Source organism: Rhodococcus sp. JS3073 (assembly GCF_026810085.1).
Taxonomy (GTDB): Bacteria; Actinomycetota; Actinomycetes; order Mycobacteriales; family Mycobacteriaceae; genus Rhodococcus_F; species Rhodococcus_F wratislaviensis.
Window position 1 is genome coordinate 149,920 of sequence record NZ_CP113952.1, and the last position, 13,555, is coordinate 163,474.

A 13,555-nucleotide genomic window follows, 5' to 3' on the forward strand; every position below is an offset into this window, starting at 1 on the left:
CACGAGGTTCGCTAGGACTGCATCGACAGTCCACGACTGATGAGACCGGCGTGGGAACTGATCTGCGGTGTCAGAGGTGTGGAGTGGTCGGTGTGGTTCACTGCGTTCTGTGCGCGGTGATCAATTCGCCCGACGACCTGCGCTGTCACCGGCGTCTGACCCATCTCGACGCTGCAGGTCAATGCCGGTGACGTCAACCGTCGCAGGCTCGATACTGAACGTGTCGGCCAGAGCTGTGTCCTTGCGAGCCCAGCCTTTGAGCGGGCCGCGCTCCCCACGCTCAGCGCGGCCCTTCGGTTCGGTGATCCTCGGGTGATGGACCTGGTCAGCGCCCTGTGTGTCAGCCTCAGCACCGTCGTTGGTCTATCCATCCGGAGCCTGCGCGCCCAGTGACCGCCCTGCTCGGCGTCGGCACACGACGAACCAGATGAGCTACGACCTGGCCCGCGTGCTCCGCAACGGACTCATCGAACGCCCGCGTACCAACACCTACGTCCCACCGGCGACGGCAGCGCGGCGCGATCTTCTACACCAAGGTCCAGGATCGACTGCTGCGCCCACTGCTGGCAGCGAATACCCCGCCCGCTCGAGTCGGTGTTCTCGGTCGGCCGCCGCCACCGCAGCGCGCAGACGTGGGGTAGGTGCATGGCGACGTCCCACACTCGGCTCGGCGTTTAACGTCACCGCCGGATCTGCGTCAAGCTCTGAGAACCATCGATTGCCACGGCTGCGGGTACTTCGATACAGCACGACTCGCCGCGGTCTGAAAACTTGAGGCAAGTCCGTGAGTCCTAGCGACCAAGGTTCGCTAGCGCCAAACGTCCCCGATGGGGGTCGCCGAGGTCGGTGGGGCGGCCGGGATTGCGCTCGGAGTGCGACTGAAACGTGGAGCCGGTGCGTGCTGCGTGGTGTGGTCGAGCTCGATCAACGAGCTGCGCGCCTTGATGTGAGGATGCTCGCTCGCTTCCGCGAAAGTCAGTACCGGAGTTACGCATGCGTCCGTTGCGCCGAACACCCGGACCCATTCGTCCCGTGTCTTCGACCGAAATCGATCGGCGAGTATTCGTTGCAACTTGGGGTGGGTCGAAGTCTCGTACTGCGCGGGTAGCTCTTCGGAGTCCAACTCGAGCCCGCGCAGCAGTTCGGCGTAGAACGGCTGCTCGATCGCTCCCACCGCCACGTACTTCGCGTCCGCGGTCTCGTAGGTGTCGTAGTAGGGGTGCCCGCCGTCGAGCACGTTGACACCGCGCTCGTCCGACCACTGCCCACGAGCACGCAGTCCCCAGATCATGTGCGAGATCGCGAGGGCACCGTCCACCATCGCGGCGTCGACCACCTGACCGAGTCCGGACCGCTGCCGCTCGACCAGCGCGGCAAGCACACCGACGATCAGCAGCATCGAGCCGCCTCCGAAATCGCCGACCAGGTTCAGCGGTGGAACGGGACGTTCACCGCGCCGCCCGATGGCGTGCAGGACACCGGTGAGCGAAATGTAGTTGATGTCGTGGCCGGCGCGTTCGGCCAAGGGACCGTCTTGGCCCCACCCCGTCATTCGCGCGTAGATCAGGCCCGCATTGCGGCGAAGACACGTGTCGGGGCCGAGGCCGAGCCGCTCGGTCACGCCGGGCCGGAACCCTTCGATCAGCACGTCGGCACGATCGACGAGGTCGAGTACCTGGGCGACATCCGAGTCGTTCTTCAGGTCGGCATGGACCAACGCATGCCGGCCACGCAACTGCTGGTCGTGCGACGCGACGCGTCCGCCACGTTGGACCCGGACCACCTCCGCGCCCAGGTCTGCAAGTAGCAGCGCGGCGTGCGGGCCCGGCCCGATGCCCGCCAACTCCACCACCCGAAGTCCGGCGAGCGGGCCGTCGCCGGGCACAACAGATTTCTCGTTCATCCAGAACTCCTCACGCCGAACTCGACCAGCCGCCGAGACCACAACCCGTTCCGTCGCGCAGCGTTTGCTGACCGAAGAGGGAACCTGAACGCCGGGCACGGGACCGATTCGGGGTCGGCCCGGACGCCCGAGCCGGTGGCCGTGCCCGACCACTACTCTCAATATAGCAAGTAATTACTATACAATCTTCTCGGTGATGGTGCCGTGCCCTCGGCACCGGCCGCGCGAGTCCACATCGGAATCCGAAAGGGGACACATCGTGAGTTCGATCGACATCGGCCTCCTCCTGCTCCGGATCTGCCTGGGCATGACCATGGCCGCACACGGTTACGGAAAGCTTTTCCGCGGCGGCGGTATTGCCGGTACCGCCGGCTGGTTCGACAGCATCGGCATGCGCCCAGGCAGGGCGCACGCCTGGCTGGCGGCGCTCACCGAGGTCGGTGCCGGGTTGCTCCTCGCGATCGGCCTGCTCACACCGTTCGCCGCGGCAGCGTTCGTCTCGCTGATGATCGTCGCCGCCTGGACCGTGCATCGCGGGCATGGATTCTTTGTCGTCGCCGACGGGTGGGAGTACAACCTTGTGCTCGCCGTCGGTGCGCTGTCCGTCGCCGTCGCCGGCAGCGGGCGCTTGAGTGTCGACTGGGTGATCTTCGGCGGGAATCTCCTGCCGGGCTGGGCCGGCTTCCTCATCGCGGGAATACTCAGCATTGCGGCTGCCGGTGGTCTGCTCGGAATGTCGTTCCGCCCCAACGCTCCACAAGACCGTCTCGACCTGCAACGAGAGGCAGCATGATGGATATTCCGAGAACTTACGGCGCGCGAATCCCTACGTGACACAGTCGCGCCTACGCGCACTCGGGCAATCGCATGACCTCGGTCCGGGCGCCCTGCGGGCGGAGGTGATCATGCCGCGGTCGCCGACCATCACCATCTCGCGCAGCCCAACCGCGGTGCGCACGGTCTCGACTAGAACGGTGGGGTCGGCGGCATCCCCGGGGAATCACCCGGGCGATGATCCACGCCAACGCCAGTTCCCCGGACCGGACCGGACCGGGCCGAGCAGAGTCGGCATGCCCAGCGCCCGGGCCTGCGTGGCGGCCGCGGGCACGCGACCGTGCGGCAATGCACCGGATGACCTCCACCGTCCCGGTCGTCACCGGCGCGGCTCAGGACGGTGCCGCTCGCACCGCCTAGATTGCCCGGCCGGCAGCGCGGACAGGTTCGCGATCCTCTCGTGCTTTCTTACCTGCCCGCCGTCACGGAAACTGCGGCGCACCAGGTAGGCGACCTCTCCCGCGGACCGAAGCGGGTCGTGTACTTACGTGACACGTTGGCTACATGCCTCGCCGGCTGGCTCGCCATATGGCAACCGCCCCAACATCACTGAGGAATCCCCACCAAACGCACGTGTAACTCTTGATTACACCAATCGGTGGTTCGCCGCGAATTCCCGCAGCTCACCCCACAGAACCGCAATCAGTTGCCGCCGGAACTTCGGTCTAGCCGGCATTCTTGAAGGGGAATTCGAGATTCGATTGAGCTACTCGATGCACGGACCGCGTGCCGCACAGCCAGGCCTCACAAGGACACCAGTTCTTCGACGATGCATGAACATTCCGGTGCCGTAGAAAAACGCACGCACGCACCTCCTCTGACACGAGGACTTCAAGGGTTCAGCATTGCGTGCGGGATCCACCAAGATCAACCGAAGCTCGGTCCAGGTCACACGCCGACTCACGCGTGGCCAACCCAGATTCCAATCAGCACCGGATCGAAGAAGTTCGTCGCCGATGCTCCGCACATCTCGTCCACGTAGACATCTAGGATTGCCAGGACCCTCCCGACGGTCGAGATCGAGATCGAGATCCGCGATAATACTGTATAGTACTCACTATAGTTGAAGTCGCGTGATAGGAGGTACGAGTTGTCCATTGACCGTCGAGGGCGTACTCAGGGCGACTATCGCCTCTCAAATCGCTGGCAATTCGATTCGGTCGCCGAGGCAGAGGCCTTGGCGCGCAGGGTTCTTCCACGGGCGATGTATCTTCGACTCAATAGCGGTGTTGGCGAGAGCCGAACGATGCGGGCAAACGGGCAAGCATACGGTGCCGTGACATTCCGCCCACGAGCGGCGACCGTCCCGCCGATCCGCGCGACATCGACGACCATTCTCGGCGTTCCGATTACCGCACCGGTGTTGTTGGCGCCGGTCGGCGCCCTCAGGCTGCAGCACCCCGAAGGGGCCGCAGCAGCAGTGGACGCGGCTGGGCGGTTCGGAACAATCTGCGCTCTCAGCCCGGCGTCGGGACACTCCTTCGACGAGCTTGCATCGAGATCCGGTGCCACATCACTATGGTCCCAGGTCACAACGGCGATCGGAGGTCGAGAGGGCGCCGAGAAGCAGATCGCCATGGTGCACGACTTGGGATACCACGCGCTCGTGGTAACTGTAGATTCAGCGCTGCGCCCCAAAGTTCCACCGATTCGATTGAACGCTCGGACGGTCGTCGGGTTTGCGCCCGATCTCATCCGTCACCCTCGTTGGACGGCAAAGTTTGTGCGCGATGGAATGCGTTTGGGCGTCGCGAATCGGGCCGTCGGAGCCACACCCGACCCCAAGGCTCGCCCGCTTGCATGGGATGACCTACGTTGGATGTCCGAGTTGTGGCGTGGACCGATCGTAGTCAAGGGCATTATGACGGCCGATGATGCACGTCGAGCAGTTGACTTCGGCGCCGCAGCGATCGTCGTCTCCAACCACGGCGGGCTTACCCTCGATGATGTTCCTGCCACCCTCAGCGTCCTGCGGGAAGTCGTCGAGGCGGTCGGTGGACAAGTACAGGTACTTATCGACGGTGGAATCCGCTCTGGCAACGATGTTGTCAAGGCGGTGGCGCTCGGTGCTGACGCCGTTCTCGTCGGCCGGGCGTATGTGATGGGTCTCGCCGCGGGTGGCGCCGCCGGCGTCGGGCGTGTCCTCGACATCCTCCAGGATGATATCCAGCGTGCGCTGGCGTTTCTCGGCTGTGCGTCGATTGATGAACTCGACCTTTCGCACGTCCGAATTCCTGCAGACTGGGCCAGTTTACGTAGCGAACTCAATTGACGAAGGGATCGAAAGTGGTATCGGGGATGAATGATGAGGTCCGAGTCGTAGTGACCGGCCACGACGACCAGGGACGGAGTGCAGTTCGTGACGATCGCCAGGTGCGCCGATTTCCGGTCCCGTCCGCGGGAACCAACTTCCACCTGCTCTGGGGTGCCGATTCGTTGCCGCACTTTCCGGACGACGGTGGCGGCGACGACAGTGTCGCGCCCTTCCCTCCGGTAGGCGGGATCAGATTCGTTCAGATGATGGTTCTGCCCGACGGGCAGGCCGACGACGCAACCAATAACGTTGAGAACGTGCATCTCGCCGAGGGCGAGAGGCCCGGAATGCATACCACCGCCTCAGTCGACTGCTGCGTGGTGATCGAGGGCGAGGTCTGGCTCGAACTTTCGGACGGCGTCGAGGTGCACCTCAAGCAGGGTGACAGCGTGGTGCAGAACGGGACCATGCACGGATGGCGCAACCACACGGATCAGGTCGCTCGAGTGGGAGTGTTCCTCGTCGGTACCGAGCACGACGGGCTCGCACCGCGAGCTTGACCACACCGCGGACGCCCTGCGCCTCCGATCCCAGATCGGATCATGGCGCAGGGCGTCCGCGGTTGCTTCGAGGCCTACCAAGCGAATGACAGACCCAGGTCCACTGGCAATACGATGCCCGTGACATAGCGGGCCTCGTCGGATGCGAGATAGGCTACTGCCGCGGAGATATCGGCCGGCTCGATCCAGGGCTCATCGAGGGGATGCATCTTGCGCATAACGTTTGCGGCGTCTTCGACGGTCGGGTTCTCCTTGTCGGGGCAGAAGATCTGATACAGCCGATCGTTCAGAACGAAGTCGGTGGGAACAGCAGTTGGGGCGACACAGTTGATTCGAATCTTGTGTGGCGCCAGATCATTGGCCATCGATTTCATCATTCCGATGACTCCGGTTTTCGCCGCAATGTAGGGAGCCAGCTGCGGGGCCGCCTTGATCGCGGCCGCCGAGCTCGTCATTACGATTGAGCCGCCACGGCCCGCGTCGATCATCGAAGGGACCGCTGCTGAGACCGTGTTCCAAACTCCGGTCAGGCATACTGCGAGAACATCATCCCATTCTTGCTGCGACACCTTCCAAAACGGAAGCGAGTTGATACCGATCCCCGCGTTGGCGATTACGATATCGATCTTGCCGAACATGCTGAGTCCCTGATCCACAATTGCGGTGATCTGCTCACGATCGCGGACGTCGGCCCTGCCCGCGATGATCTTACCTCCGGCGGCCTCGACCAACCTGACCGTCTCGTCGAGATCTTCTTGGGTGGCCTGCTTATAGGGGACGGTGTCGTATGTACACAGTCCGTCGAACCCGATGATCGAAACACCCTCCGACACAAGACGAAGCGCGTGAGAGCGACCTTGCCCACGCGCGACGCCGCTCACGAGTGCGACCTTGTCCGTCAACCTTCCCATGACCACTCCCTTTGGTGCTGTATCCATTTTTACTGTGTTTACTGTGTTGTTCTCGCCCCGGCCGTTCGCCTCAGGGCAGTGATCGCGGGCCTGCGCCTCAACCGGTAAGATCCGCACGCCACCTCTCGATTCGCTGATCGAATCGGTCGCGCGACCCGGGATGCGGGGCGAGCAGGAATCGTCCCTCTTCCACAGCTGCCACAGTCGCTTGAGCCACCTCCGATGCTTGGGCGAGCTGCCCGGTGGACGCCGCGAAGGTTCCCGGGTTCGAGCGCGGGTCCACCCCGCGGTCCGCTTTGGGTCTGAGGTGCGCGGGGCGGTCTCGCGGACCGTCCGTCATCAATCTAGTCAGTGTCGGTCCTGGGCACAGGACGGTGACGCCGACATCGATGCCTCGCTCGGCAAGGTCTAGCGCCAGTGTCTCCGAAATCGACACGACTGCGTGCTTGGCTGCGTTGTACGGGCCATTGAGGGGGACACTTGCGATTCCTGCCATTGACGCGGTGTTGATGACGTGACCGGAGCCTTGGGATACCAGATGTGGCACGAAGGAGGAGATCCCGTGGATGACGCCCCACATGTCAACCCCGAGGAGCCACTTCCACTCGACGTGCTCGAATTCCCACAAGGGCATGTTCTTGCCGACGGTGCCGGCGTTGTTGCAGACCACATCCACTCGGTCGAAGTGCTCGAGCGTCCTAGCGGCGAGGCGATCGACGGCCTCCGGATCGGTCACGTCGGTAGGGACTGTCAGGACCCTACCGGGCTGCCCGTTCAGCCGTTCCGCGGCGGATGCGAGTGCTGCCTCATCGATGTCGCTAATCACGACGTCGAGGCCGCGCTGGGTGAATTGCTCACACAGTGCGAAGCCAATGCCGCTTGCGCCGCCGGTGACGACCGCAACCTGCCCTGCTGTCAACTTCACGATTCAACTCCATTGTTGTCGTGGCTCGAACATCTTGTCGAGTACCGTGTCCATCCATGCGTCACGCACGCTATCCGGGCGACGCCGTTCCGACCTGCCTGACGAGATGAGAACCGCTCGGACGGCGAGTGGGGCGAGAGGCGCCCCGCACCGACAGATCGCCGAGGCCCTCCGAGTGCGGCACCGACCACGGGGTCGCCGAGACCTGTGGTGATCGTCGCCCGAACAGGCATACCGTTTCGGCGCTTTGGACCAAAAGAACTTCCTATCAAGTAAGTAACAACTATACTAGTATGACCCGATGACGCAAGGCTTGCACCTCCGTCACGGCAAGTATATAGAGTATCTACTTACCTTTACCTGATAAGGGTCGTTCCCGCCGACAGGACCGGAACACCGAAGACGAATTTCTCGGAGAAATGAGGGTGTGGTGGACTATTCGATCTGTCTGGCCACGACAGGAGCCGGGCTGTGGACGAGTCACGATGGTGGCAAGAGTTGGATTCTGTCGCATTGCGACAATCCGAAGTATCCATACGAGCTGTGTGTCCGGGCGATCACCGCGTCGCCTGATGGTTCCGGCACGGTGTGGGCGACCATCGATTCCGAACGTGGCGAGGACATTCTGGCCCAGAGCCTCGACCGCGGCGAAACCTACCAGTACGTAGGCGTTCCGGCCCCGGGTAGGCAGGTACTCAGCCTGGCCGTCGACCCGCACTCTCCACGGACAATCTTGGCCGGCACACGGCCGGGAGGAGTCTTCCGCAGCACCGACGGCGGTGTTACCTGGACCGAACTTCCCGTCGGAGTGTCGCCGGAATGCAGCATCGGTGCGACCCGGGTGACTGCGATCCGATACACCGATGTTCCCGGCGAGATCTGGGTGTCGGTCGAGATCGACGGGCTGTACCACAGCACAGATGGGGGCGGGAGCTGGCGACGGTTCGAGGTGTCCGGCGGCGAGGTACTCCTCGGTGAGGGTGAGGTCTGGAAGGACGAACGCCACGCCGACATACACGATGTGGTTGCCGGACGCAGCGCCGACGGAAGGCGCAGCGTTTTCGTTGCCACCCCGATCGGGTTCTTTGCATCCGACGACGGCAATCGGACGTGGCGGTGCACGCGGTACCCGGTCGACGACACGTACGAGTCATCGCTTTTCTATACCCGCAGCCTCCACGCCAATGCCGCCGAGCCTTCCGTGCTGGTCGTGGGCGTGGGCCGTCGCCCACCGGACCACGGGTCGTTGGGTGGCATCCATCGCAGCGAAGACGGCGGCCTCACCTGGCGGCCGGTCAGCCCGGTCCTGCGCTCGGTCGTGTGGAAGATCGCCGGACACCCGCAGGACGCCAACGTGCTCGCGGCGGTCACGCTGTTTGGACAGGTCGCGACCACTACTGACGGCGGCTCGTCGTGGCAGCTATGCGAACGTGAGTTCGGCGAGATCCGCGGCGTGGCAGTGGTCGGGTCATGATCGTATGCCTGGTATCGGACCCGACGTCTGTCCGATTCCAAGACAACTCCCCCCGCCTGAACGGTCGTCGAGGCACCGCCTTTGGGCGGTTCTCGACGATCCCTGAATCCGAGGTGATGAACGCATGACAGTCCAGGACTCCGCGGTCGCCGAGCGACCGGACTCGGTCGAATCGACGATTGCTCACAACAGCGGTGGCCTCTACATCGGGGGCGAGTGGACGTCTCGGTCGGCCGCGGCGACGACACCTCTTGTCGCGCCGGCCACCGAACAGGTCTACGCGCACGCCGTCATCCCGACGATCGCCGACGCTGACGCCGCGGTCGCTGCGGCTCGCCGAGCATTCGAGACCGGTACGTGGCGTACAACTCCCGTTGCCGAGCGGGTTTCCATCATTAACCGTGCCTGCGGCCTCATCGCCCAACGAGCAGGCGTCATCGCCGAGATCGCCGCGCATGAGATGGGCGCACCAGTCCAGGTGACGCGGATGATGACGGGCGTCGTCCTCGACGTCGTCCGTGGGATGGGTGAGCTGGCCCGATCCGTTCCCGACGTCGAGCCAGGCACTGGGTTGTGGGACTTCGAGATCCAGCGCGACCCCGCGGGCGTCGTGGTGGACATCGTTCCGTGGAACAGTCCATTCACAGCCACGATGATGAAGTCCGCGCAAGCCTTGCTGGCCGGTTGCAGCGTGATCAGTAAACCGCCACCGACCGCACCATTCGCGGTGGTGGAGTGGGCGCGGGCCCTCGAACTCGCAGGCCTGCCGAAAGGCGTCTACAGCGTCCTCGCGGCCGACCCGTCGGTCGCCGAGCATCTGGTGGCACACCCCGCGGTGGACCTGGTCGTGTTCACCGGCGGAACCGGGGTGGGACGGCGCGTCGCCGAGCTGTGTGGGCGCAACCTCAAGCGGGTCGTTCTCGAACTCGGCGGCAAGTCAGCGGCGGTGGTGCTCGACGATGCCGATCTGCAACTCGCGGTGGACAGCGTCGCGGCAAGCGTGTATTTCAATTCCGGCCAGATCTGCAGCGCGTTGTCCCGCCTCGTGATTCCCGCTCACGCGGTCGACGACGTCGTCGAGATGCTCCGTGTGAAGGCCAACAGCGTCATCGTGGGTGATCCGCTCGCGGACACGACGACGATGGGCCCGATGGCCACCCGCGAACATCATCAGAGGGTTCTGCAACGAGTCCACGAGGGACGCGAGGAGGGCGGCCGGTTGGTCTACGGCGGCGAACGGCCGCCCGAGCCGGCACAGGGGTGGTACGTGACGCCGACGCTGTTCGTGGGAGACAACTCGATGTCGATCGCCCGCGAGGAGATCTTCGGTCCGGTGGTGACGATCCTGCCGTACGATCACGTCGACGAGGCGATCGCTATTGCGAACGACTCCCCCTATGGGCTCGGCGGGAGCGTGTTCTCCCGCGACGACGAGCGCGCCCGGGCAGTCGCCGCACGGTTGGACACGGGCAGCGTCACGATCAACGGGTACACCACGAATCTGCTTGCACCGCGTGATCCACACAAGGATTCCGGAATCGGTTCGGTGACCGGGACAGCGGGATATCAAAACTTCCGGACCAGCCGACTGGTCAACCTCCGCGCCGGCGGCCGCGCGTGGCGGCCGACAGAGCTGTTCGCCGACGCCGAGTAATGCACACCCGCCCGGAGCACACCTGACCCACACGGCACGAGTGGTCGCTGTGGGCTGGCGCCGTACGGCAACACTGCTCGATCGAACCCACCAATCAGGCTCGACGAGAAGCCGTCGAGGACAACAAAGGAGAAACGTTCGTGTACATCACACTGTCGCGCTTTCGCGTCGAAGGGGACGGGCAGGCGTTCGACAATTGGCTACTGCCCTTGGCCGACAAGCAGCGCGCGCTACCCGGAAATGTCATGTACCAGGTACTGCATGACCCGCGTGACCCGCAGGCACGCGTGCTCACCGAGGTTTGGGAGACCGAGGACGACCACATCGCCCACCTGACCGACCCCGATCACGTCGAGATCATCGCCCTGGGGTCAGAACATGGAATGCGCGATGTTTACGTCCATCACTGGAGCCGTGCTGAGGGGCACATTGAGCGCGGTCGCAACCGCACCGAGCACCGGCTTGCCGATCGCGAGGAACGGGCCGACATGTACCACTTGATCGACGAGCTCCGCACCGCGCGAGGGCTTCCCACCAGCTGATTCACGATCACCGGCGTCGAGCACCGAGTGGTTCCTGCGTAGGTGGATGGACGGGCGGGATAAGACTTGGTGTCACATCACCACTGGGCACCAGCGCCAGGTACATCCTGGCCCCGCCCGCCTTCATCTCGTGGCGGCTCGGGCTCTCGTCATTGAGCGGAGGACGTCGGCTGAACGCATACGCGCACTGTCCGTTGCCGAGCGATTCGCCGAGAGTACCCGGCTGGCGTTTGGTGATCGTCAGCGGTGGATGCGCCCCGTCGCCTGCCACCCACGCCCGGGTCTGGTCCTCGAATCCCCAAAGTTGATCTTGCGGCACCTTGCCCGTTCGGACGGGCCGTGCTCACCGCCCCGATCAGCCAGTCGTCCAGCCCTCGATTCCGTCGGTGCGCTGCAGACCCGCGTCCTGCGCGGCCTCGGCATGCCGGCGCGGCCTTGCGGTCCACCTAGCGCTGCGCCGCAACGTGCCCAACCGCTGGTGGACGGGATCCGCGCATACCGAGCCAGGCCCTGGAGCACATCTTTGGCGTGTCGTTCACATTGGCCTCTCGAAACGCGATGCCCGTCCCCCTGTCACCGGAAATACCGACGCGACGATCAAACGAACCATCCGGCGGACTGCGACGCGGCGCGCCGAGTGGTCCCACGACATGCAATCCGTGGGATCCCATGACCGTGGCAGAAATCAGGTCAGCACGGTCCCATGCTCAGGTCAGGCGACACCATAGACTTTCCAAGGAAGGTTCATGACGACCAGTGAGACAAGGCTGGATCCGCGGTTTACCGCGCTACTTGTCCTCGACATCCAGGACGGTATCGTCGCGTCGCTGCCCGATCCGCAGCCGTTGCTCGACTCAGTTTTCCGGGCGATCACTTGCGCGCGGTCCGCAGGCGCCACGGTGGGCTATGTGCGGGTGGCGCTGACCGAACGGGAACGCACCGCAGTACCACCAACGAACATCACATTCACCGCCATTGCCAGGACGAAGATGCTGGTCGAGGGCGACCCGTCTACGGGGATCCACAGCCGCGTGACCCCTGCGCCGGGTGATCTGATAGTCCGCAAGACACGGATCGGGGCGCTGTCCACCACCGACCTCGATGACCAACTCACACTTCGGGGCATCACCACCGTCGTACTTGCCGGGATCAGCACGGGCGGTGTCGTACTCAACACGGTCGCAGACATGGCGGACCGCGATTATGGCGTGTACGTCCTCAGCGACGCCGTCGCCGACATGGACCCCGAAGTCCATCGGGTTCTCGTGGAGAAGGTCTTCCCTACCCGCGCGCGTGTAATCAACGTCGACCGGCTACGCATGTTACTCACCGGACTCTGAACCATTGGGGTCCGACCTGCTTGACCCGAATGCACCGATCAGAGGATGTGGCCATTGTGAGTCTTGTTGTGCGACATAGGAGGGTGCGCGGGCGTTGGTGATCGTCCGGCCTCTCGTGTCGGGTTGTTCCACTGGGCCTTTCGCGTCGAGGCGCGGCAGGCGTCGCGGGCGTTAGGCGATGATCGGCTGGGTGCGACCGAATGTGTTGTCGAACAGGGCGTGCCACGCTGTTTCCCACGGCCAGCGTACTGGTAGGTGCAGCGTCAACCTCCCGGCGGAGGAGGCGATGCGTGCGGGGACCGAGACGATGGTGCGCCGGATGGTGCCGGTTCGCCTTGACCAGCTTGGGATCGCCGGTGAGGGTGCCAGCGGCCCGGGTGAGATTGAACGCCATCACTACGCAGACGAGCCAGGCGGCGTTTGCGGTGAACCGGCTCCAGGGGAGATGCGCGAGGGCGGAGTTGTTGAGATCCGCGTGCACCTGCTCGATGATCGCATGATGACGGTGGAGTGTGTCGGCGGCGACGGTGCCGAGATCGTCAGGTCGGTGGTGGTGAAGAAGGCGTGGAACCGCCAGATGTCGAACAGCGTGCCTTGGTCCTGTGCTTTCCTCGGTCGCAGGTCCGGGATACGCCGGACGACCAGCCGCCCCGTGATCTGCTGAACAACCTCTTTTGAAACTATGAAAACCCAAGAGGTGAAATCCCGTGGTCTCCCAGTTGCGTCAAACAGCGAAGGGCCGGCTAGTGTTGACCGCACTCGACAGCGCGTCCGGCGCCGGACGCCCTGATCTACAGCAGGCAATCTGCGCCCGGCTGACCGACTAGACCCCACGGACGAACAGGCCGAAGTCGGCGTCGATGCAGTCGATCCGCTGCCACCCGGCGGCAGGTAGCTCGCCGATCAGGGTTTGGGCGCGGCACTGACGCAGCTCCACCGAGATGGCCATCTGCGACGTCGGGATGGCGAGACTGTTTGTCACACCGCGGGATTCGATCTACATCGGAGCTTGCCGACCTGCCGGTAGGCCTCGTCGCCTGCTCCCCCACCCGAAAGGGCACACCCGAGTCAAGAGTCTGTTCGATCATCGGTTGTGCCAGTTCAGGTTTCGTGCCGAAGGCGATCTCGTCACCGATTCCGGCCGCCCGGCTGCGGTCT

General features: G+C 64.1%; 10 protein-coding genes and 2 pseudogenes. 7 read left to right on the forward strand and 5 right to left on the reverse strand.

Features of this window, described 5'->3' with window-relative positions; genetic code table 11:
* Positions 1–808: 808 nt before the first annotated feature.
* Complete coding sequence (locus OYT95_RS38750; RefSeq protein WP_268792886.1) at positions 809–1,903, reverse strand: CaiB/BaiF CoA transferase family protein; 1,095 nt, start codon at positions 1,901–1,903, stop codon at positions 809–811.
* Positions 1,904–2,162: 259 nt separating this feature from the next.
* On the opposite strand from OYT95_RS38750, the gene OYT95_RS38755 reads away from it, so the two are divergent.
* From OYT95_RS38755 to OYT95_RS38765, 3 genes are all read left to right on the forward strand, one after another.
* The gene (locus tag OYT95_RS38755; protein ID WP_268792887.1) at positions 2,163–2,696 is read left to right on the forward strand and encodes a DoxX family protein; all 534 of its coding nucleotides are present in this window, start codon (positions 2,163–2,165) and stop codon (positions 2,694–2,696) included.
* Between the two features lie 1,131 nt (positions 2,697–3,827).
* Complete coding sequence (locus OYT95_RS38760; RefSeq protein WP_268792888.1) at positions 3,828–5,009, forward strand: alpha-hydroxy acid oxidase; 1,182 nt, start codon at positions 3,828–3,830, stop codon at positions 5,007–5,009.
* Positions 5,010–5,110: 101 nt separating this feature from the next.
* Positions 5,111–5,551, forward strand: coding sequence for a cupin domain-containing protein (locus OYT95_RS38765; protein WP_268792889.1), 441 nt, complete (start codon positions 5,111–5,113; stop codon positions 5,549–5,551).
* Between the two features lie 74 nt (positions 5,552–5,625).
* Here the strand turns inward: OYT95_RS38765 and OYT95_RS38770 are convergent, their stop codons facing one another.
* Entirely contained in the window at positions 5,626–6,462 is an 837-nt protein-coding gene (locus OYT95_RS38770; RefSeq protein WP_268792890.1) for a mycofactocin-coupled SDR family oxidoreductase, read from the reverse strand.
* Positions 6,463–6,559: 97 nt separating this feature from the next.
* Positions 6,560–7,387 (reverse strand): SDR family NAD(P)-dependent oxidoreductase, encoded by an 828-nt coding sequence (locus OYT95_RS38775; RefSeq protein ID WP_268792891.1) that lies wholly within the window; start codon positions 7,385–7,387, stop codon positions 6,560–6,562.
* A 430-nt stretch (positions 7,388–7,817) separates the two neighbouring features.
* On the opposite strand from OYT95_RS38775, the gene OYT95_RS38780 reads away from it, so the two are divergent.
* The 4 genes from OYT95_RS38780 to OYT95_RS38795 all read left to right on the forward strand — a co-directional run bounded on the left by OYT95_RS38780 (position 7,818) and on the right by OYT95_RS38795 (position 12,397).
* On the forward strand, positions 7,818–8,861 hold the full coding sequence (locus tag OYT95_RS38780; RefSeq protein ID WP_268792892.1) for a WD40/YVTN/BNR-like repeat-containing protein: 1,044 nt from the start codon (positions 7,818–7,820) through the stop codon (positions 8,859–8,861).
* Between the two features lie 124 nt (positions 8,862–8,985).
* The gene (locus tag OYT95_RS38785; protein ID WP_268792893.1) at positions 8,986–10,515 is read left to right on the forward strand and encodes an aldehyde dehydrogenase family protein; all 1,530 of its coding nucleotides are present in this window, start codon (positions 8,986–8,988) and stop codon (positions 10,513–10,515) included.
* A gap of 140 nt (positions 10,516–10,655) precedes the next feature.
* Entirely contained in the window at positions 10,656–11,057 is a 402-nt protein-coding gene (locus OYT95_RS38790) for a putative quinol monooxygenase (protein ID WP_268792894.1), read from the forward strand.
* A 746-nt stretch (positions 11,058–11,803) separates the two neighbouring features.
* The gene (locus OYT95_RS38795; RefSeq protein ID WP_268792895.1) at positions 11,804–12,397 is read left to right on the forward strand and encodes a cysteine hydrolase family protein; all 594 of its coding nucleotides are present in this window, start codon (positions 11,804–11,806) and stop codon (positions 12,395–12,397) included.
* A 171-nt stretch (positions 12,398–12,568) separates the two neighbouring features.
* On the opposite strand, the pseudogene OYT95_RS38800 reads toward OYT95_RS38795, so the two are convergent.
* Positions 12,569–13,075 (reverse strand): annotated as a pseudogene (locus OYT95_RS38800) (IS1380 family transposase); the annotation flags it as partial.
* A 166-nt stretch (positions 13,076–13,241) separates the two neighbouring features.
* Positions 13,242–13,554 (reverse strand): annotated as a pseudogene (locus OYT95_RS38805) (IS701 family transposase); the annotation flags it as partial.
* Position 13,555 lies beyond the last annotated feature (1 nt).